The sequence below is a fragment of the Rhodococcus sp. BP-349 genome, assembly GCF_019835845.1.
Taxonomy (GTDB): domain Bacteria; phylum Actinomycetota; class Actinomycetes; order Mycobacteriales; family Mycobacteriaceae; genus Rhodococcoides.
In genome coordinates this window covers 613,103-632,814 of record NZ_JABUDR010000003.1, presented here as the reverse complement: position 1 = coordinate 632,814, position 19,712 = coordinate 613,103, and the positions used below count along the sequence as shown (strand labels likewise).

The 19,712-nt window shown below is 70.2% G+C and carries 17 protein-coding genes; 5 read left to right on the top strand and 12 right to left on the bottom strand.

Annotated elements, in window-relative coordinates; all coding sequences use genetic code 11:
• Positions 1 to 55: 55 nt before the first annotated feature.
• Positions 56 to 1,198, top strand: coding sequence for a PQQ-dependent sugar dehydrogenase (locus tag HQ325_RS19350; protein WP_222631836.1), 1,143 nt, complete (start codon positions 56 to 58; stop codon positions 1,196 to 1,198).
• Positions 1,199 to 1,303: 105 nt separating this feature from the next.
• Here the strand turns inward: HQ325_RS19350 and gatB are convergent, their stop codons facing one another.
• From gatB to gatC, 4 genes are all read right to left on the bottom strand, one after another.
• Entirely contained in the window at positions 1,304 to 2,821 is a 1,518-nt protein-coding gene (gatB, locus tag HQ325_RS19345) for an Asp-tRNA(Asn)/Glu-tRNA(Gln) amidotransferase subunit GatB (RefSeq protein ID WP_222631834.1), read from the bottom strand.
• Positions 2,822 to 2,865: 44 nt separating this feature from the next.
• On the bottom strand, positions 2,866 to 3,897 hold the full coding sequence (locus HQ325_RS19340) for an ATP-dependent 6-phosphofructokinase (protein ID WP_027507019.1): 1,032 nt from the start codon (positions 3,895 to 3,897) through the stop codon (positions 2,866 to 2,868).
• Positions 3,898 to 3,994: 97 nt separating this feature from the next.
• Entirely contained in the window at positions 3,995 to 5,491 is a 1,497-nt protein-coding gene (gene gatA, locus HQ325_RS19335; protein WP_037187049.1) for an Asp-tRNA(Asn)/Glu-tRNA(Gln) amidotransferase subunit GatA, read from the bottom strand.
• Positions 5,491 to 5,787 carry an Asp-tRNA(Asn)/Glu-tRNA(Gln) amidotransferase subunit GatC gene (gene gatC / locus HQ325_RS19330; protein WP_027507021.1) on the bottom strand — a complete coding sequence of 99 codons (297 nt, stop codon included), beginning with the start codon at positions 5,785 to 5,787 and terminating at the stop codon, positions 5,491 to 5,493. Before gatC ends, gatA begins: the two co-directional genes overlap by 1 nt.
• Before the next feature lie 173 nt (positions 5,788 to 5,960).
• Here gatC and HQ325_RS19325 point away from each other — a divergent pair, with 173 nt between their 5' ends.
• On the top strand, positions 5,961 to 6,611 hold the full coding sequence (locus HQ325_RS19325; RefSeq protein ID WP_222631832.1) for an amino acid-binding protein: 651 nt from the start codon (positions 5,961 to 5,963) through the stop codon (positions 6,609 to 6,611).
• Here the strand turns inward: HQ325_RS19325 and ligA are convergent.
• The 8 genes from ligA to HQ325_RS19285 all read right to left on the bottom strand — a co-directional run bounded on the left by ligA (position 6,555) and on the right by HQ325_RS19285 (position 15,888).
• The gene (gene ligA / locus HQ325_RS19320; protein WP_222632601.1) at positions 6,555 to 8,705 is read right to left on the bottom strand and encodes an NAD-dependent DNA ligase LigA; all 2,151 of its coding nucleotides are present in this window, start codon (positions 8,703 to 8,705) and stop codon (positions 6,555 to 6,557) included. The two genes, HQ325_RS19325 and ligA, sit on opposite strands and share 57 nt — an antisense overlap.
• A 62-nt stretch (positions 8,706 to 8,767) precedes the next feature.
• The gene (locus HQ325_RS19315; RefSeq protein WP_222631830.1) at positions 8,768 to 9,793 is read right to left on the bottom strand and encodes a methionine synthase; all 1,026 of its coding nucleotides are present in this window, start codon (positions 9,791 to 9,793) and stop codon (positions 8,768 to 8,770) included.
• Positions 9,790 to 10,899: a tRNA 2-thiouridine(34) synthase MnmA gene (gene mnmA, locus HQ325_RS19310; RefSeq protein WP_222631828.1), complete on the bottom strand. Its 1,110-nt coding sequence runs from the start codon at positions 10,897 to 10,899 to the stop codon at positions 9,790 to 9,792. Before mnmA ends, HQ325_RS19315 begins: the two co-directional genes overlap by 4 nt.
• Positions 10,900 to 10,929: 30 nt before the next feature.
• Positions 10,930 to 12,138 carry a cysteine desulfurase family protein gene (locus HQ325_RS19305; protein ID WP_222631826.1) on the bottom strand — a complete coding sequence of 403 codons (1,209 nt, stop codon included), beginning with the start codon at positions 12,136 to 12,138 and terminating at the stop codon, positions 10,930 to 10,932.
• Between the two features lie 70 nt (positions 12,139 to 12,208).
• Entirely contained in the window at positions 12,209 to 13,120 is a 912-nt protein-coding gene (locus HQ325_RS19300) for a lysophospholipid acyltransferase family protein (protein WP_222631825.1), read from the bottom strand.
• On the bottom strand, positions 13,117 to 13,956 hold the full coding sequence (locus HQ325_RS19295; RefSeq protein ID WP_222631823.1) for a GNAT family N-acetyltransferase: 840 nt from the start codon (positions 13,954 to 13,956) through the stop codon (positions 13,117 to 13,119). Before HQ325_RS19295 ends, HQ325_RS19300 begins: the two co-directional genes overlap by 4 nt.
• A gap of 124 nt (positions 13,957 to 14,080) precedes the next feature.
• Positions 14,081 to 15,037: an electron transfer flavoprotein subunit alpha/FixB family protein gene (locus HQ325_RS19290; protein ID WP_027507028.1), complete on the bottom strand. Its 957-nt coding sequence runs from the start codon at positions 15,035 to 15,037 to the stop codon at positions 14,081 to 14,083.
• A 50-nt stretch (positions 15,038 to 15,087) separates the two neighbouring features.
• A complete protein-coding gene (locus tag HQ325_RS19285; protein ID WP_222631821.1) occupies positions 15,088 to 15,888 on the bottom strand; it encodes an electron transfer flavoprotein subunit beta/FixA family protein in 801 nt (266 codons plus the stop codon).
• Between the two features lie 256 nt (positions 15,889 to 16,144).
• Here HQ325_RS19285 and HQ325_RS19280 point away from each other — a divergent pair, with 256 nt between their 5' ends.
• From HQ325_RS19280 to HQ325_RS19270, 3 genes are read left to right on the top strand one after another with little or no spacing between them, the layout of a single operon-like run.
• The gene (locus HQ325_RS19280; RefSeq protein WP_222631819.1) at positions 16,145 to 16,930 is read left to right on the top strand and encodes a bifunctional 2-polyprenyl-6-hydroxyphenol methylase/3-demethylubiquinol 3-O-methyltransferase UbiG; all 786 of its coding nucleotides are present in this window, start codon (positions 16,145 to 16,147) and stop codon (positions 16,928 to 16,930) included.
• A 29-nt stretch (positions 16,931 to 16,959) separates the two neighbouring features.
• Entirely contained in the window at positions 16,960 to 18,468 is a 1,509-nt protein-coding gene (locus HQ325_RS19275) for a glycoside hydrolase family 57 protein (protein WP_222632599.1), read from the top strand.
• A complete protein-coding gene (locus tag HQ325_RS19270) occupies positions 18,465 to 19,712 on the top strand; it encodes a glycosyltransferase family 4 protein (RefSeq protein WP_222631817.1) in 1,248 nt (415 codons plus the stop codon). The genes HQ325_RS19275 and HQ325_RS19270 overlap by 4 nt, the downstream gene beginning before the upstream one ends.

The window sequence follows — 19,712 nt, the reverse complement described above, 5'->3', positions numbered from 1 at the left end:
CGTAGATGCGGCGGGCCCGTTCCCGGCGCAGGCGCGACCCGTACCGTGGGATCTCATGACAGTGGGTGGGACTCGGCGCGCGGCCCGGCGATCGTTCGTGCTCGGAGCGGCGGTGATGGCGATCGTCACGGCCTCCGCGGGATGCGCACGGTTCGACGACTCCGCCTCGACGGAATTCTCCCCCGAACCCACCTTCGGCGCGGCCGACATCGCACCGGTGGAACCGGGCGCACCGGGGTCCAGCACGCCGCCCCCGCCGTCGCCTGCCGCCGGTCCCTGCGTGGATCCGGACCCCAATGTCGTCGCGACCTGCCTCGACACGTTGTCCGGGCTCGTCGTCCTCCCGGGCGGCGCATCGGCCCTGGTCGGCGAGCGTCGTACCGGGACCGTCTTCCAGGTGGCTCCGGGCCAGACACCTCGACCCGTCGTGACCGTCCCGGTCGACGGTGACGGCGACGGCGGACTTCTCGACATCGCGCTGTCCCCCACCTACGACGAGGACCGTCTTCTCTACGCGTACATCACCACGGCGACCGACAACCGCGTGGTGCGCATCGCGGCAGGAGACGTCCCGAAGACCGTGCTCGCCGGCATCCCCCGCGGGTCCAGCAGCTCGGGTGCGCTCGACTTCTCCTCCCCCGACGAACTCCGGGTGATCACCGGCGACGGAGGCGATCCGACCGCTGCGGCGAATCCGTCGTCCCTCGCCGGCAAGGTCCTGGCCGTCACCGACCCACGCGTCGACTCCACCTCGGCCCCCCGCGTCGTCATGAGCGGAATAGGCAGGGCCGGCGACGTCTGCATCGACGCCACGGGCAGCACCTGGGTGACCGATGCGACGGCCACCGAGGACCGGCTCTCCCGCATCACGCCCGAGGGCGCCGTCGTCAGTCCAGTGTGGACGTGGCCGGACAAGCCGGGAGTCGGCGGATGCGCTGCCGCACCCGGCTCGGTGGCGGTGTCGATGACCGGGGCCCGTGCGCTGGCTCTGGTTCCCGTCGACCCCGACACCAACGCCGTCACCACGCCGCCGACTCTCACCGCACAGGACCGCTACGGCCGGCTGCGCGGCGCGTCGCTCGGCGCTCAGGGCCAGGTGTGGGTGACCACCGTGAACAAGGACGGTGGCCAGCCCGTTCCGACCGACGACCGGGTGGTCATCGTTCCGGTGCCGGCCGGCGGCGGCGGGAGCGACTAGCGGGAAGGCCGGAGGCCGGTCGGTCGGCGGGAAGGCCGGAGGCCGGTCGGTCGGCGGGAAGGCCGGAGGCCGGTCGGTCGGCGGGAAGGCCGGAGGCCGGTCGTTCTAGCTGCAGGCGGCGATGACGAGTTCCTTGACTCGCGCGGGGTCGGCCTGGCCCTTGGTCGCCTTCATGACGGCACCGACGATGGCACCGGCGGCCTGCACCTTGCCGCCGCGGATCTTCTCCGCGACGGAGGGGTTGGCCGCGAGCGCCTCGGACACGGCTGTCTCGAGCGCCGAATCGTCTTGCACGACAGCGAGTCCGCGTGCCTCGACGACAGCGTCGGGGTCACCCTCACCGTCGAGGACGCCGTCGACCACCTTGCGGGCGTTGGCGTTGGTGAGTGTGCGGTCGGCGACCAGCGCGGCGACGCGGGCCACCTGCACCGGGGTGATCGCCAGGTCCGCGAGGTCGACGCCGCGGGTGTTGGCCTGCTGCGACAGGTACGCCACCCACCAGCTGCGGGCGGCGTCGGGTGTCGCACCGGCGTCGACCGTCGCGGTGATGAGGCCGAGCGCATCGGCGTTGACGACGTCGCGCATGACGAGATCGGACCAGCCCCACTCCTTCTGGATGCGCCCGCGGGTGATCCACGGCGCCTCGGGAATGGTCGCGCGCAGTTCCTCGACCCAGGCGGCGTCCGGGGCGACCGGCTCGAGATCGGGCTCGGGGAAGTAGCGGTAGTCCTCCGCGGTCTCCTTCTTACGACCGGGTGCCGTGCTGCCGTCGGCCTCCTGGAAGTGCCGCGTCTCCTGGACGATCTCGCCGCCGTCGGCGAGAACTGCTGCCTGACGGCGCATCTCGTAGCGGACGGCGACCTCGACGCTCTTGAGCGAGTTGACGTTCTTGGTCTCGGTCCGGGTGCCGAACTCGGTGGCGCCCTTCTCCATCAGCGAGACATTGGCGTCGCACCGCAGCGAGCCCTGATCCATCCGCACGTCGGACACGCCGAGCTCGCGGATCAGTTCCCGCAGCGCGGTGACGTAGGCGCGGGCCACCTCGGGCGCGCGGTCGCCGGCGCCCTCGATGGTCTTGGTGACGATCTCGACGAGAGGCACACCGGCCCGGTTGTAGTCCAGCAGTGAGTGACTCGCTCCGTCGATGCGACCGGTGGCGCCGCCGACGTGCAACGACTTGCCGGTGTCCTCCTCCATGTGGGCGCGCTCGATGTCGACCCGCCACGTGGACCCGTCGTCGAGCACCACGTCGAGGTAGCCCTCGGTGGCGATCGGCTCGTCGTACTGCGAGATCTGGTAGTTCTTCGGCTGGTCCGGGTAGAAGTAGTTCTTCCGCGCGAACCGACCCCACGGCGTGATGGAGCAGTTCAGCGCGAGGCCGATCCGGATGGCGGACTCGACGGCAGCCGCGTTGACCACCGGCAGCGCACCCGGCAGGCCGAGGCACACCGGGCACACCTGGGTGTTGGGCTCGGCACCGAACTCGGTGGGGCACCCACAGAACATCTTGGTGGCGGTACCGAGCTCGACGTGCACCTCCATGCCCAGCACGGGGTCGTACCGGGAGATCACCTCGTCGTAGTCCATCAGGCTCGTCGAGTGCGATGAGGTGGCAGCAGTCATGGTGCCGAGTTTACTGCGGACCGGTGGGCCGAACCCCCTCGGTGTCAGCCGAAGAAGGCGGCCGCGTCCAGGTAGCGACTCTCGGGAACCCGCTTGAGCTGGCGGACGGCCTCCTCGAGGTCCACCAGGCCGATCTCGGCGCCCTGGAGGGAGACCATCTTGCCCTTCTCCCCCGCGTGCACGGCGTCGACGGCGTTGACGCCGAAACGGGTGGCGAGGACGCGGTCGTACGGCGTGGGCTTGCCGCCGCGCTGCACGTGGCCCAGCACCGTGGTGCGGACCTCCTTGTTGATGCGGCGTTCGATCTCGACGCCCAATTGCTGTGCGACACCGGTGAACCGGACGTGGCCGAACTCGTCGATTCCTCCGTCGCGGATCTCCATCGACCCCTCCTTGGGCGTCGCTCCCTCGGCGACGACGCAGATGAAGTGGGAGTCCCCGCGCTGAAACCGCTTCTTCACCAGATCGCACACCTCCTGGACGTCGAAGGGCTGCTCGGGGATCAGTGTCATGTGCGCGCCGGACGCGAGGCCCGAATGCAGCGCGATCCAGCCGGCGTGCCGCCCCATCACCTCGACGAGCATGACGCGCTGGTGCGACTCGGCGGTGCTGTGCAGCCGGTCGATCGCGTCGGTGGCGATGGTGAGGGCGGTGTCGAAACCGAACGTGACGTCGGTGCAGTCGATGTCGTTGTCGATGGTCTTGGGAACCCCGATGACCGGCACGCCCTCCTGGGACAGCCAGTGTCCGGCGGTCAACGTGCCCTCACCCCCGATGGGGATGAGCACGTCGATGCCGTTGTCGTCCATCGTCTGCTTGATCTGGTCGAGCCCCGCCCGCAGCTTCTCGGGATTGACGCGTGCGGTCCCCAGGATGGTGCCGCCCTTGGTGAGCAGTCGATCGTTGCGATCGTCGTTGCGCAGCTGGATACGACGGTCCTCGAGCAGGCCGCGCCACCCGTCGAGGAAGCCGACCACGGAAGATCCGTAGCGGGCGTCGGCCGTGCGTACGACGGCCCTGATGACCGCGTTGAGTCCCGGGCAGTCGCCGCCGCCGGTCAGTACTCCGATACGCATGGGTCGGTGCCTCTCGTTCGCGGGTGTCGACGCGGGGTCGCCGCGCACGATGCTCGTCACCATCTTGCTACCTCCGGCGCGCGGAGGCACGGTCGGATCAGATCGCGGACGGCTGGGGAAACTCTCCCCGTGCGGCTTCGTACGCCGCACCGACCCGGTAGAGGCGATCGTCCGCCATCGCCGGAGCCATGATCTGCAGCCCGACCGGGAGACCGTCCGCAAGACCGGACGGCACCGACATGGCCGGGTGACCGGCCAGGTTGGTCGGCAGAGTGCAGAGGTCGTACAGGTACATGGCGATGGGGTCGTCGACCTTCTCGCCCAGCGCGAACGCCGTCGACGGCGTTGTGGGCGACACCAGGACGTCCACCTTCTCGTAGGCACGATCGAAGTCGCGAGCGATGAGCGTCCGGATTTTCAGAGCCTGGCCGTAGTACGCGTCGTAGTAGCCCGCGGACAGCGCGTACGTCCCGATCATGATGCGCCGCTTGACCTCCGGGCCGAACCCGGCGGCACGCGACATCGCCATGACCTGATCGGCACTGTGCGTTCCGTCGTCACCGACCCGCAGCCCGTAGCGCATGGCATCGAAGCGAGCGAGGTTGGACGACACCTCCGACGGGAGGATGAGGTAGTACGCGGCGAGGGCATGATCGAAGTTGGGGCACGACACCTCCACCACCTCGGCGCCCAGCGAGGTGAGCACCTCGACGGCGGCATCGAAGGAGGAGATGACCCCGGGCTGATAAGCGTCCGAGTGCAGTTCCTTGACGACGCCGACGCGCACACCGGTCAGATCCCCGCCCGCGCCGCGGCGCGCGGCCGCGACGACGTCCGGCACCGCCGCGTCGACCGACGTCGAGTCGCGGGGGTCGTGTCCGGCGATGACCTGGTGCAGCAGCGCGGTGTCGAGCACCGTTCGCCCGCAGGGACCGCCCTGATCCAGGGAGGAGGCGCAGGCGATGAGCCCGTACCGGGACACGCCGCCGTACGTCGGCTTGCACCCGACGGTGCCTGTGACGGCGGCCGGTTGCCGGATCGAGCCACCGGTATCGGTGCCGATGGCCAACGGTGCCTGGAACGACGCGAGCGCCGCGGCCGAACCGCCGCCCGATCCACCCGGCACCCGAGTGGTGTCCCACGGGTTCAGGGTGGGTCCGTACGCACTGTTCTCGGTGGACGAGCCCATCGCGAACTCGTCCATGTTGGTCTTGCCCAGCAACGGAATTCCTGCGGCACGCAGCCGCGCGGTGACCGTGGCGTCGTACGGCGAGACCCATCCCTCGAGGATCTTCGAGCCGGCAGTGGTGGGCATGTCCGTGGTGGTGAACACGTCCTTCAGCGCCAACGGGACGCCGGCCAACTCCGACGCAGGCGTCTCACCCGCGTCCAACGCGTCGTCGACGCGCTGGGCGGCGGCGATCGCCTCGTCCCCCGCGACGTGCAGGAAGGCGTGCAGCGTTCCGTCGACCTCGGCGATGCGATCGAGGTGGGCGCGAGTGACCTCCACGGCGGAGACCTCGCGGGTACGGATCTTCGCGGCCAGGTCGGACGCGGTGGACCGGATCAGATCGGTCTGCTCGGCGGCGGTCATCACTCTTCTCCCAGGATGCGCGGCACCGCGAAGCGGCTCTGTTCGGACGCGGGCGCCTCGGCCAGGGCGCTGTCCGGGCCGAGGCCCGGGACGATGACGTCAGGTCGGGTGACGTTGGTCACAGCAAGCGGACTCGCGGTGGCGTCGACGTCCGAGACGTCGACCTCCGACACCGCCTTCACGTGGCCCAGAATGGCGTCGAGCTGACCGGCGAACGCATCGAGTTCGTGCTCCTCGAGCGCGAGCCGGGACAGTCGTGCGAGGTGGGCGACCTCGTCGCGGGATATGGCAGACACGTCCGTCAGGCCCCCTTCGATTCGTAACGCATGCCGAGCAGCCTAGTTCGTGGCGAGCACCTCACCGTCACGGCCTCGCGTCGCGCCGAGAGGCGACGCGCGCGGCCGTCCTCCGCCTTCCTGCGGGCCGCGTGCGACTCGATGGAGACGGCGTCGAGTGCGAGGATGTCGGCGTGTCGTATCTCCTGCGGGTCCGGTTGCCCGACCGTCCGGGCAGTCTCGGGTCGCTCGCCGTCGCCCTGGGCTCGGTGGGGGCCGACATCCTGTCCCTCGACGTCATCGAACGCGGAGCCGGATTCGCGGTGGACGATCTGGTGGTGGACGTCGCGCCGGGCGCGCTCCCCGACACGCTCATCACCGCTGCCGAGAAACTCGCCGACGTCCGCGTGGACTCGATCCGTCCCTACGCCGGCATCCTCGACACACACCGCGAACTCGAGCTCATCGATCGCGTGGCCACGGCCCACGACGACCGTCTGCAGGTGCTCGTGGACGGTGCGCCGCGAGTGCTGCGTGTCGGGTGGAGCACCGTGGTGGGCATGTCGAATCACGGTCCGGCCGTCATCGTCGGCAGCTCCGGGGCGCCCGAGTCGCGGGCCGACGACATGCCGTGGATGCCCCTCGAGAAGCCGGCCGTCCTCGACCCGACCGGAGCATGGGTTCCGCAGTCGTGGAAGGACATGGACACCACACTGGCCGCGGCGCCGCTCGGATCGTCGGGCACCGTGCTGGTGCTGGGACGACCCGGCGGACCGGACTTCCGACCGTCAGAGATCGCCCGGCTCGGCTACCTGGCCGGCATCGTCGCCACCGTCCTCGGCTGAGTCTGCCCCGGCGACCAGCGCGCGGGCCGCGTCGGGCCCCTCGCCGAGCAGCGTGCGGAACCCGTCCTCGTCGAGCACGGGAACACCCAGTTCGAGCGCCTTGTCGTGCTTCGATCCGGGCGCGTCGCCGACGACCACGAACGCCGTCTTCTTCGACACCGACGAGGCCGCCTTTCCGCCGCGGGCCAGGATCGCCTCCTTCGCGTCGTCACGAGTGAACGTGGCGAGCGATCCGGTGACGACGATCGACAGACCGTCGAGCGTGCGCTCGATGCTCTCGTCGCGCTCGTCCTCCATGCGCACGCCCGCTGCCGACCACTTCTCCACGATGGCACGGTGCCAGCCGACGTCGAACCACTCGACGACTGCGCGGGCGATGGTGGGGCCCACCCCGTCGGCGGCGGCCAGTTCCTCCTCCGTCGCCGCCCGGATGGCCTCGAGCGACCCGAAGCGAGCGGCGAGGGCGCGGGCGGCGGAAGGACCGACGTGGCGAATGGAGAGCGCGACCAGAACACGCCACAGCGGCTTGATCTTCGCGCGTTCGAGGTTGTCGAGCAGACGACGACCATTGGCGGACAGGTGACCAGCTTTGGTCCGGAAGATCTCCGTCTTGGTGAGATCGTCCTCGGTGAGAATGAAGAGGTCACCCTCGTTCTGGATGACGTCAGCTTTGAGAAGCGCCGTCGCCGCTTCGTACCCGAGCGCCTCGATGTCGAACACGTTGCGCCCTGCGATGAAGAAGACCCGCTCACGCCTCTGGGCGGGGCACCATTCCGAATTGGGGCAGCGGATGTCAGCATCCGCTTCCTTGGTCGGTGCGAGTTCGGTTCCGCACTCGGGGCAGTGCGTCGGCATGACGAATTCCCGCTCGTCCCCGGTGCGTGCGTCGACCACCGGACCGAGCACCTCCGGGATCACCTCGCCCGCCTTGCGGATGACCACGGTGTCACCGATCAACACACCCTTGCGCACGACCTCGGACGCGTTGTGCAAGGTCGCACGCGACACCGTCGACCCCGCCACGAGCACCGGCTCCATGAACGCGAACGGTGTCACTCGCCCGGTGCGCCCGACACTCACCTCGATGTTGACCAATGTCGTGGTGGCCTCCTCCGGCGGATACTTGAAGGCGATGGCCCACCGCGGCGCTCGGGACGTGGAACCGAGTCGGCGGTGCAACGCCATCTCGTCGACCTTCACCACGAGGCCGTCGATCTCGTGCTCGACCGAGTGCCGGTTCTCGCCCCAGTACTCCATGCGTTCGACCACCGCGTCGACGCCCTGCACCAGTGCGGTGTGAGTCGAGACCGGCAGACCCCAGGCGGCCAGCGCTTCGTACGCGACGGACTGGGCGGCGGGGGCGAAGCCCTCCATCCGGCCGAACCCGTGACAGATCATGCCGAGCCGCCGCCGCGAGGTGACCGCGGGGTTCTTCTGCCGCAGCGACCCCGCGGCGGAGTTGCGCGGGTTGGCGAACGGCGGCTTGCCCTGCTCGACGAGAGAGGCGTTGAGCGCCTGGAAGTCCTCGAGCCGGAAGAACACCTCGCCCCGCACCTCGAGCAGCGTCGGGACCGGGAACTCGTCCGACGGGGTCAGCACCTCGGGGATGTCGTCGATGGTGCGCGCGTTGAGTGTCACGTCCTCCCCGGTGCGTCCGTCACCGCGGGTGGCGGCGCGCACCAGTCGGCCGTTCTCGTACACGAGATTGAGCGCGACGCCGTCGATCTTGACCTCGCAGAGGTAGTGCAGGTTCTCCCCCGCCTCGGCCTCGACCCTGCGCGCCCAGGCACGCAGCTCGTCCGCGTCGAACACGTTGTCCAGGGACAGCATTCGCTCGAGGTGGTCGACCGCCGTGAAATCCGTCTCGAAGCCGCCACCGACGAGCTGCGTCGGCGAGTCGGGCGTCCGGAGATCCGGATGCTCCTCCTCCATCGCCTGCAGGCGCTTCAACAGGTCGTCGAACTGCCCGTCCGAGATGATCGGCGCGTCCCGGACGTAGTACCGGAACTGGTGACCACGGACCTCCTCGGCCAGCGCGTCCCACTCCTGCTTCTGCTCGGGTGAGGCCGGGACCAGGTCCGGCGGTGTCTCGATCTCGTCCACGATCGCAGACTATCGGAGCGCTCCGACACCGTTCCCGGTGACGAAGGCCGGTGTCACAGCGCGTCGGGATCTTCGGTGAAGGCAGCGCGGACGTCGCGCAGCACCGTCAGAGCGTGCCGGGCCCACGGCAGGCTCGCGCCGGACAACCCACACGTGGGCGAGACGGCGACCCGCTCCGCGAGGTACCGCCGCGGGAAGCCCAGACGGTCCATCAGTTCCACTGCGGGCGCCGCACTCTCGCGCCACGCCGGGTACCTCTCCGGGTCTGTTCCCGGCACCACCCCCAGGACGGCGACACCGCCGCTCTCCAGGTAATCGCCGACGGCGTCGTACCGCGACGTGGACAGCAGGGACAGATCGAACGAGACGCCGTGCACCCCGCTGCGTCCGAAGACCTCGAACGGGACGTCGGCGGAGCACGTGTGCACGATCACGGGTCGGTTCACCCGCTGCACCACCGAGCCCAGCAGGTCGGCCACCTCCGGCGCCGGCACCGCGGCGATCTGCTCGAGGCTCGTCACGCCCTGCAGGCGACCGGCCAGCACGGCCGCGATGCGAGGTTCGTCGAACTGGACGACCACCTCGGCGCCGAGCCGCCTCGCGACCTCGTCGGCGTGCGCGGCCACTCCCTCGGCCAACGACCCGGCGATGTCGCGCACCGCACCGCGGTCGGTCAAGGCGCGGTGACCGAACGCCAGCTCGATGTCCGCGGCCATCGTCAGCGGGCCCGCGGCCTGCACCTTGACGGCGCGGCCGGATCCGCGCAGCCCGGCCAGTTCCCACTGCTCCTCGAGAACGTCGAGGTCCTCCGTCAGGAAGTCGCGGGCCCGGCGGCTCGTCGTACTCGGCCGTCGGCTCACGCGGTATCCGCTGGTGGCCGCATCGATCTCGATGTCGACCAGCAGCACGCCGGTGCGCCCGATCATGTCGGCGCCGAGACCTCGCGCCGGGAGTTCCACGACGTGCGGCAGGTCGGGGAGCTCGCCGATCACCGTCGTGACGGCGTTCGCGATGTCCGTTCCCGGCCACGAGCCGATACCCGTCGCCACGCCTGCCAGAGCGGCAGCAAGATCCGTCACGGGCGAGCGGACGCGGTGAGTGGCGACTCGGCGGAGGTTCCCGCGATGGTGCCGCTGCCGACCACGATGTCGCCTGCCGGGTCGGGGCGGTACAGCACGGCCGCCTGACCACGGGCGACTCCGGTGAGCGGGGACCGCAGACCGATGCGCAGGGTGTCGCCGTCGACACGAGCGACGGCGTCCGCGAGTCCGCCGTGTGCCCGGACCTGGACGACGCAGTCCACGTCACCCTCGGGCGCCGTGCCGGACGTCCAGACGGGTGTGCTCGCATCGATGCCGTACACGTCGAGGCGGCTCGCCGAGCCGACCCGAACGGTCCCGGTCTCGGGCTCGATGGAGGTGACGTACCGCGGCTTGCCGTCGGCGGCCGGTCCCTCGACGCCCAGGCCCTTGCGCTGGCCGACGGTGAACCCGTGCACACCGTCGTGCTCGGCGAGCACCGCGCCGGAGTCCGCGTCGACCACCGATCCGGGGCGCACGCCGATGCGGGCGCCGAGGAACGCCCGGGTGTCGCCGGACGGGATGAAGCAGATGTCGTGACTGTCGGGCTTGTCCGCGACGGCGAGACCGCGGCGGGCGGCCTCGTCACGCACCTCCGCCTTCGGGGTGTCCCCGATCGGGAACAGGGCACGGGACAGCTGGCGCGCGGTGAGGACGCCCAGCACGTACGACTGGTCCTTGTCGGCATCGACCGCACGACGCAGCACGCCGTCCTCGAGCCGGGCGTAGTGGCCGGTGGCGACCGCGTCGAAACCGAGCGCCTCGGCCCGATCGGCGAGCGCCGCGAACTTGATCTTCTCGTTGCAGCGCAGGCACGGGTTCGGGGTCTCGCCTGCGGCGTAGGACGCGACGAAGTCGTCGATCACGTCCTCCTTGAACCGATCCGCGAAATCCCAGACATAGAACGGGATCCCGAGCACGTCCGCGGCGCGGCGCGCGTCCCCGGCGTCCTCCTTGGAGCAGCACCCGCGCGACCCGGTGCGCAGAGCGCCGGGAGCGGTGGACAGCGCCAGGTGCACCCCGACCACCTCGTGGCCGGCATCGACGGCACGCGCCGCCGCCACGGCGGAATCGACGCCGCCGCTCATCGCTGCCAGAACTCTCATGTCACCACTCTTCTCGTCTCGACGTTCTCGTCATCTCGAACTGGACGCCATGCCGGCGGCCCGCGCACGTTCGACGACGCGCGGCAGGACCTCGAGCAGTGCGTCGACATCGGCGTCGGTGCTGGTGTGGCCCAAGGAGAACCGCAGTGATCCGCGGGCATCGGCCGCGTCGACGCCCATCGCCAGCAGCACATGACTCGCCCGCGCGACACCCGCCGTGCACGCGGATCCCGTGGAGCACTCGATCCCGGAGGCGTCGAGCAACATCAACAGTGAATCGCCCTCGCATCCGGGAAACGTGACGTGCACGTTGCCGGGGAGTCTGTCCGCGCCGCGGGCACCGTTGACCGACGCGCCGGGCACCGCGTCGAGGACACCCTCGATGACGCGCTCGCGCAACGCCACGAGCCGCGCCTCGGTGTCGGCCCGTCCGGCGACGGCGACGTCGAGGGCGGCCGCCATGCCCACCGCACCTGCCGTGTCGGGCGTCCCGGACCGGACGTCGCGTTCCTGACCGCCTCCGTGCAGCAGTGATTCGCAGGGCACCGAGCGGCCGAGCAGCAGCGCGCCGACGCCCTGGGGTCCGCCGAACTTGTGTGCCGCGATGGACAGCGCGGAGAGACCACTGGACGCGAAGTCGAGCTCACGGACACCGGCCACCTGGACCGCGTCGCTGTGCATGGGCACATCGAACTCGGCCGCGATGGCAGCGAGTTCGCGGATCGCCATGATGGTGCCCACCTCGTTGTTCGCCCACATGATCGACACGACGGCGACCTCGTCGGCGTGCAGCTCGAGTTCTCGGCGCAGCGTCGACGGGAGGACGCGGCCGTCGGCCTCGACCGGCAACCAGGACACCGCGGCGCCCTCGTGACGTTCCAGCCACTCCACGGCATCGAGCACGGCGTGATGCTCGACCGAGCTGGTGATCACGCGGACGCGACGAGGATCACGCGCTCGGCGTGCCCAGAAGATGCCCTTGACCGCCAGATTGTCGCTCTCGGTGCCGCCGGAGGTGAAGATGACCTCGGACGGACGAGCGCCCAGCGCCGCGGCGATGGACTCCCGCGACTCCTCGATGCGGCGGCGGGCCGTGCGCCCCGATCCGTGCAGGGACGACGCGTTTCCCACGGTCCGATGGATCTCCGTCATCGCCTCGATCGCCGCGGGGACCATCGGAGTGGTCGCGGCATGATCGAGGTACACCGGCGTTCCGGGCACACGTGGGGGCTGTGGCATGACGTGGTCCAGGATAACCGGTCGCGGACCCCGCCTCTCCCCCGCGCGAGCACGCCCGTACTGCCGTGCGTCAGCTCGCCCGCACGACGGTTCCGGCGTACTCACCGGGGCGGACCGGCTGGGCGAGCCGATCCCGGCGCGGCAGTCGCGTGCGGGTGACGCGCAGGGGCGGAATTGCCGTCTCGTCCTGGTGTCGGCGCACGGCCAACTCCGCGCTGCGCGCCAGCAGTCGACGATCGTCGATGGGCGCGATGTCCTCACACACCCGCACGGCGGCACGGACGCCCTTCAGCCGCAGGATCCTCGACATCGACTCGCCGATGGTCTCGTCGCCCACGAAGGCGGTGGCCGTCGTCGGACGGTGGTCGACGTCGCGGTAGGTGACCGCGATCGGCCGCACCACCGCACCAGCGTCGATGGCCGCCTGGAACAGGGCGGGACGGAACGATCCGTAGGCGGTTCCGCACCAGGTGGTGCCCTCGGGGAAGACGACCACCGTGGCTCCCGATCGCAAGGCCTCGGTCACCTCGTCGACGGTGCCGGGCAGTGAGCGGAGCCGCTCACGGGCGATGGGGACGACCCGCACGATGCGTGCGAGCAGACCCAGGACGGGCCAGTCCACGAGGTCCGCGCGGGCGACGAAGCGGCACGGGAAACAGGCTGCCAGCACCAGGACGTCCGTCCAGGACACGTGATTGGCGACGACGAGCGTTCCGACGCCGGTGGGCTCGGCAGTGCGGTCGCCGTCCAGAGCCACCCGGACACCGAGCGCGCCGAGGAGTCCCCTGGCTCCGGCACGTGCGGCGGCGCGTCGACCGCCCGCCGGCAACACCCGGCCCGCCAGCAGGAGCGGGACCACGGCGAGCAGCACCGCCACCAGGACGCAGCGCACCACCACGCGTGCGGTGCCCACGGTCGCCGAGACCGCCGGATGGCACCCCGTCCCGCACGGGCTGGCGGGCATCCAGGCGTGTGTCGTCACGCGTGCGACTCCGCGGTCGCCGCGGCCGAGCGGAGCCGGTCGAGATAGCGGACGTTGGCGTCCTTCATGTGCAGGAGGGTGACGAAGTCCGCGACGCCGAAATCGGGATCGTGGGCCGGCTCCCCGCAGATCGAGGCGCCCATGCGCAGATAGCCGCGCATCAGGGCCGGCACCGAGGTGCGGGCGGGCGCCGTCATGTCGGCGAGGGCGACACCGCCGACGCGCACGGGGGTGCGGGGGTACGCGCGCACCTCGGAGCGGTGCCGCTTCTCGACGAGGTCGTACACGCCCTTGACGTGCGCACCGTCCGGTTCCCCGTCGCCGAGTGCCATGGGGACCGACACACAGCCCATCACCCGGTCGTAGCCACCGAGGTCGATGTACCGGAGGATCCCGGACCACATCAGCGCCAGCACCGAGCCGGATCGATGGCCCTCCAGGACGCACGCACGACCCATCTCGACCGTCCGCAACTCGTGTGCACGCAGTTCGCTGATGTCGAACTCCGTCGCCGTGTAGTACCCGCCGGCGTGCTCCGCACCGTCCGGGGTGAGCATGCGGTAGCAGCCGACACGGTCGCCGGTGCGGTTGTCGACGACGAGCAGGTGATCGCAGTGGTCGTCGAAGCGGTCGGCGTCGAGGCCGCCGTCGAAGGCGGTCGACTCGTACCCCGCTTCCGAGCCGAACACGGTGGCGCGCAACCGCTGCGCCGCGAGCACGTGTTCCGGGGTGGATCCGAGAACGAGTGAGTGGTGCTTGTCGGAGACGAGCACGTGCTCGTCGGCCGAGGACGGGGTGATGACGGTCGGTGCCGAGTCGCACACATCTGATGTCATGGCACATAGATCTATCGAGCCCACTCGACGGCACTCACAACACGACGTGACCGGAAGGTGCACGAACGACGAAAGCCCCGCTACCGACGAACGGTAGCGGGACTCTCGGGTACTGCTGAGGGGATCAGCCCTTGCGCTTCTTCACTGCCTCGGCGAGCTGAGGCGTGACGTCGAAGAGGTCGCCCACGACGCCGAAGTCCGCGATCTCGAAGATCGGTGCTTCCTCGTCCTTGTTGACGGCGACGATGGTCTTGGACGTCTGCATGCCGGCGCGGTGCTGGATCGCACCGGAGATGCCGAGCGCGACGTACAACTGGGGCGAGACGGTCTTGCCCGTCTGACCCACCTGGAACTGGCCCGGGTAGTAGCCCGAGTCGACGGCTGCGCGCGACGCGCCGACGGCCGCACCGAGCGAGTCGGCCAGGTCCTCGACGACGGAGAACTTGTCCGCGCTGCCGACACCGCGACCACCGGAGACGACGACCGACGCCTCGGTGAGCTCGGGGCGGTCGCCGCCGGCGACGGGCTCACGCGAGGTGACCTTGACGACGGCCTCCTCCTGCGCGGGAACCTCGACGTCGACACGCTCACCGGCACCGGCCTGCGGCTCCGCGTCGATGGCACCCGGGCGGAGCGAGATGACCGGGACGTCGCCGTTGGTCTTCGCCTCGACGGTGAACGCGCCACCGAAGATGGAGTACGTGGCGGACTTGTCGGCGTTGATCGCCACGACGTCCTGGTGCAGTCCGGCACCGAGGCGAGCGGCGAGACGACCCGCCACCTCCTTGCCCTCGATGCCACCGGACGTGAGGATCGCGGCGGGCGAGACCGACTCGGCCAGGGACGACAGCACGTCGACCTTGGGCGTGACGAGGAAGCCGTCGACGTCGGCGGACTCCGCGACATAGATCTTCGCGGCGCCGGCCTCGGTGAGTGCGGCGGCGATCGCGTCGGTGGTTCCCGGCGCTCCCGTGACCACCGCGGACGGCTCACCCAGAACGCGGGCGGCCGTGATGAGCTCGCTGGTGACCTTCTTCAGTGCCCCGTCTGCGTGCTCGACGAGTACGAGTACCTCTGCCATGGTGTTTCTCCTGTACTGCAGTGAGACGAATGTGTGCTGGTGACGGGGATCTAGATGATCTTCTGCGCGACGAGGTACTCGGCGACCTTGGTTCCGCCGTCGCCCTCGTCGTTCACGCGCTCACCAGCGGTCTTCGGCGGCTTCGGGGTCACCGTGGTGACGGTGGTGCCCGCGTTCGCGACGCCCACGGTCTCCGGATCGACGCCGATGTCGGCGAGGGTGAGGACCTGCACCGTCTTCTTCTTGGCGGCCATGATGCCCTTGAAGGACGGGAAGCGCGGCTCGTTGATCTTCTCGGTGACGCTGACGATCGCGGGGAGATCCGCCTCGAGGCCGAAGATGCCCTCGTCGGTCTCGCGCTCGCCGCTGACCTTGCCGTCGGCGACGACCAGCTTGCGCATCTGGGTCAGCTGCGGGATGCCGAGGTACTCGGCGATGATGGCGGGGACCGCGCCGATTCGGCCGTCGGTCGCCTCGTTGCCGGCGATGACCAGATCCGCGGCCTCACCGTTCTCGAACTCCACCTGGCCGAGTGCGGCAGCGAGAGCCCACGCGGTCTGGATGGCGTCGGAACCGTGCATGGCCGGATCGTTGACGTGCACAGCGCTGTCCGCGCCCATGGAGAGGGCCTTGCGGATGGCCTCGGTCGCGCGGTCGGGTCCTGCCGAGAGAACCTTGACCTCGCCGCCGTCGCGCTCCTTGATCAGGAGTGCCTCCTCCACGGCGCGCTCGTTGATCTCGTCGAGCACGGCGTCGGCCGCGTCGCGGTCGAGCGTGTGGTCGCCGTCCGAGAGCTTGCGCTCGGACCACGTGTCGGGAACCTGCTTGATCAGTACGACGATGTTCGTCATGGGTCTTCGTCGACCTCCTGTGTCCTGTCTCGGTGAATCAGGTCTTGATCTCGTAGCGCGGGGCCCGAAACGTATTCGGAGTTCACGCTGCGCGCGGTGGGCCGAAGCCCCGGAACCGACGTGTCACGGACGTTACCCCATTCGTGGTTACTGATGGGTAACTTACTCCTGTCGCGCCGATAAATCACCCCCCGGGGCCCCTCGGACCGCCGACCGGCGTCGCTCGACCGGGCAGGTGGGAACTACTGTCGCCCGGATGAACGACGCCGCGACCGACACGACCGTGTCGACCGAGACACCCCTCCCGCTCACCGGCGAGCGCACCGTGCCCGGCATCGCCGAGGAGAACTACTGGTTCCGTCGGCACGAGGTCGTGTACCGCCGTCTCGCACCGGCCTGCGCCGACCGAGTGGTGCTCGAGGCGGGCTCCGGCGAGGGCTACGGCGCCGACATGATCGCGCGGACGGCGACACGGGTGATCGGTCTCGACTACGACCGCAGCGCCGCCGAACACGTCGCTCGCCGGTACCCGTCGGTCGCCATGACCCGAGGCAACCTCGCGATGCTGCCGCTGCGCGGCGAGAGCGTCGACGTCGTCGTCAACTTCCAGGTGATCGAACATCTGTGGGACCAGGCCGAGTTCCTGCGGGAGTGCCTCCGGGTTCTGGTTCCCGGCGGCGTCCTCCTCGTCAGCACTCCCAACCGCATCACGTTCTCCCCCGGCCGCGACACCCCGCTGAACCCTTTCCACACCCGCGAGCTCGCAGCTGCCGAACTGCGGGAACTGCTGTCGGACAACGGATTCGAGATCGATTCGATGACCGGTGTGCATCACGGCGAGCGACTGCGCGAACTCGACGCGGCCCACGGCGGATCGTTCATCGACGCGCAGATCGACCGCGCGCTCGCCGGTGAGCCGTGGCCCGCGACCCTCGTCGCCGACGTCGCCGGCATCACCGTCGACGACTTCGACATCCACGCCGAGGCGATCGACGAGAGCCTGGATCTCGTCGCGGTTGCCCGGAAACCGTCCAGCACGTGACGATCGCGACCTCGGCCGACGAACCGGGCATGTTCGCGCTCGTCCTGCACTCCCATCTCCCGTGGCTCGCCCACCAGGGGCGGTGGCCCGTCGGGGAGGAGTGGCTCTACCAGTCGTGGGCCGATTCGTACCTGCCCGTGGTCCGCGAACTGCGGACCCTTGCCGACGAGGGCCGCACCGATCTGCTGACCCTCGGCGTCACCCCGGTACTCGCCGCCCAACTGGACGATCCGTACAGCCTCGACGGGATGCATCACTGGCTCGGCAACTGGCAGCTCCGCGCCGCCGAAGCCGCCGGCTCCCGTGACCCGGACCGCCGCGCGCTCGGCCACCGCGAACATCGTCGCTCGGCCTATGCGCTGACCGAGTTCGAGACGCGCTGGCGCCACGGCGGCGCCCCCCGACTGCGCGAACTGGCCGACTCCGGCGCCGTCGAACTACTCGGTGGGCCGTCGATGCACCCGTTCCAACCTCTGCTCGACCCACGACTGCGGACGTTCGCGCTCCGCGAGGGACGCGCCGACGCCGTACGCCGGTGGGGCCGCGGCACCGAGGGCATCTGGGCACCCGAGTGCGCCTTCACCGCAGGGATGGAACTCGACTACGCCGCCGCGGGCGTCGGACACTTCATGGTCGACGGCCCGGCTCTGCACGGGGACACGACGTGCGGCCGTCCGGTCGGCGACACCCACGTCGTCGCGTTCGGTCGCGATCTCCCGGTCAGCTATCGCGTGTGGTCACCGAAGTCCGGTTATCCCGGTCATTCCGCGTACCGCGACTTCCACACCTACGACCACGACACCGGGCTGAAGCCGTCCCGGGTCACCGGCAGAAGCGTCGCGGGCCCGGACAAGGCGCCGTACGACCCGGAGCGCGCCGCAGCCGCCGTCCGCACGCACGTCGAGGACTTCGTCGACGTGGTTCGCCGCCGGCTGCGCTCCGAACACGCGCGCACCGGGTCCCCGGCACTGGTGGTCGCCGCCTTCGACACCGAGCTCTTCGGACACTGGTGGCACGAGGGTCCGGCATGGTTGGCCGGCATCCTGCGCGCGCTGCCCGAGGCCGGCATCCGCGTCGGGACACTCGCGGGCGCGAAGCGGGACGGCTATGTCGGCGACCCCGTCGACCTCCCGGACACCTCCTGGGGCAGCGGGAAGGACTGGCGGGTGTGGGCGGGCGATCCCGTCCGCGACCTGGTCGATCTCAACGCCGAGGTCACCGCCACCGCGCTCGACGCCGTCGACGCGGCACCCACCGACGGTCTGCGGGACCGTGTCGCGGACCAGATCCTGCGCGAGACGATGCTCACCGTGTCGAGCGACTGGGCGTTCATGGTGAGCAAGGACTCGGCCGCGCAGTACGCCCGCGACCGCGCCCACAAGCACGCCCACGCGGTACGCGAGATAGCCGACGCACGCGTGCACGGGCACCACGCGCGAGCCGCTGATCTTGCGTCCGGATGGAACCAGGCGGACGATCTGTTCCCGGACCTCGATGCACGGCGTCTGCAGCCGGTGGGTCGGGAGGTGCGCACGTGAAGATTCTCATGATCTCGTGGGAGTACCCGCCGGTGGTGGTCGGTGGCCTCGGTCGCCACGTCCACCATCTCGCGGTGGAACTGGCCGCGGCCGGACACGAGGTGGTGGTCCTCTCTCGCCGCCCCACGGGTTCCGACGCGTCGACCCACCCCACCGTGAGCTCGGTCGCCGAGGGCGTGCTCGTCGTCGCCGTGGCCGAGGATCCGGCGCACTTCACCTTCGGGGTCGACATGCTGGAGTGGACGCTCGCCATGGGTCACGCGATGGTGCGCGCCGGTCTCGCGCTCTCCAAGCCCGGCGTCGGCGAGGGGTGGGTTCCCGATGTCGTCCACGCCCACGACTGGCTGGTGGCGCACCCGGCGGTCGCACTCGCCGAGTACTACGACGTTCCGCTGGTGTCGACGATCCACGCGACGGAGGCCGGACGCCACAGCGGCTGGGTCTCCGGCCGCGTGAACCGTCAGGTGCACTCGGTCGAATGGTGGTTGGCGCACGAATCCGATTCCGTCATCACCTGTTCCGCAGGCATGCAGGACGAGGTGCTCCGCCTCTTCGGACCGCTGCCGTCCCCGGTGCACGTGATCCGCAACGGCATCGACACCCGCACATGGACGTACCGGCCCCGCGCACCCCGCATCGGCGCGCCGTCACTGCTCTTCGTGGGGCGGCTGGAGTACGAGAAGGGCGTGCAGGATCTGATCTCGGCACTCCCCCGCATCCGACGGACGCACCCCGGCACCACGCTCACCGTCGTCGGCGACGGGACCCAGCTCGATCACCTCGTCGAACTGGCGCGTGTGCACCGGGTACGCCGAGCGGTGACGTTCGTCGGATCCCTCGGCCACGACGGCGTTCTCGGGCATCTGCACCGGGCGGACGCGCTGGTGCTGCCGAGTCGATACGAGCCTTTCGGCATCATCGCCCTCGAGGGCGCCGCGGCCGGAACGCCGCTCGTCGCCTCCACCGCGGGGGGTCTGGGCGAGGCCGTCGTCGACGGCGTCACCGGAATGTCCTTCGCCCCCGGCGATGTCGGCTCGCTGGCGACGGCGGTGCGGCGCACGCTCGACGACCCCGCCGCCGCGCGCAGCCGGAGCGATGCTGCCCGTGCGCGACTCACGTCCGACTTCGACTGGCACTCCGTCGCCCGCGAGACCGCCGCGGTCCACTCCACCGCGAAGCGCCGGGTGCGCTTCCCGCTGGGCAGGCCCGCGATCAGCGAACGCCCACTGCCCGAGCGGGACTGA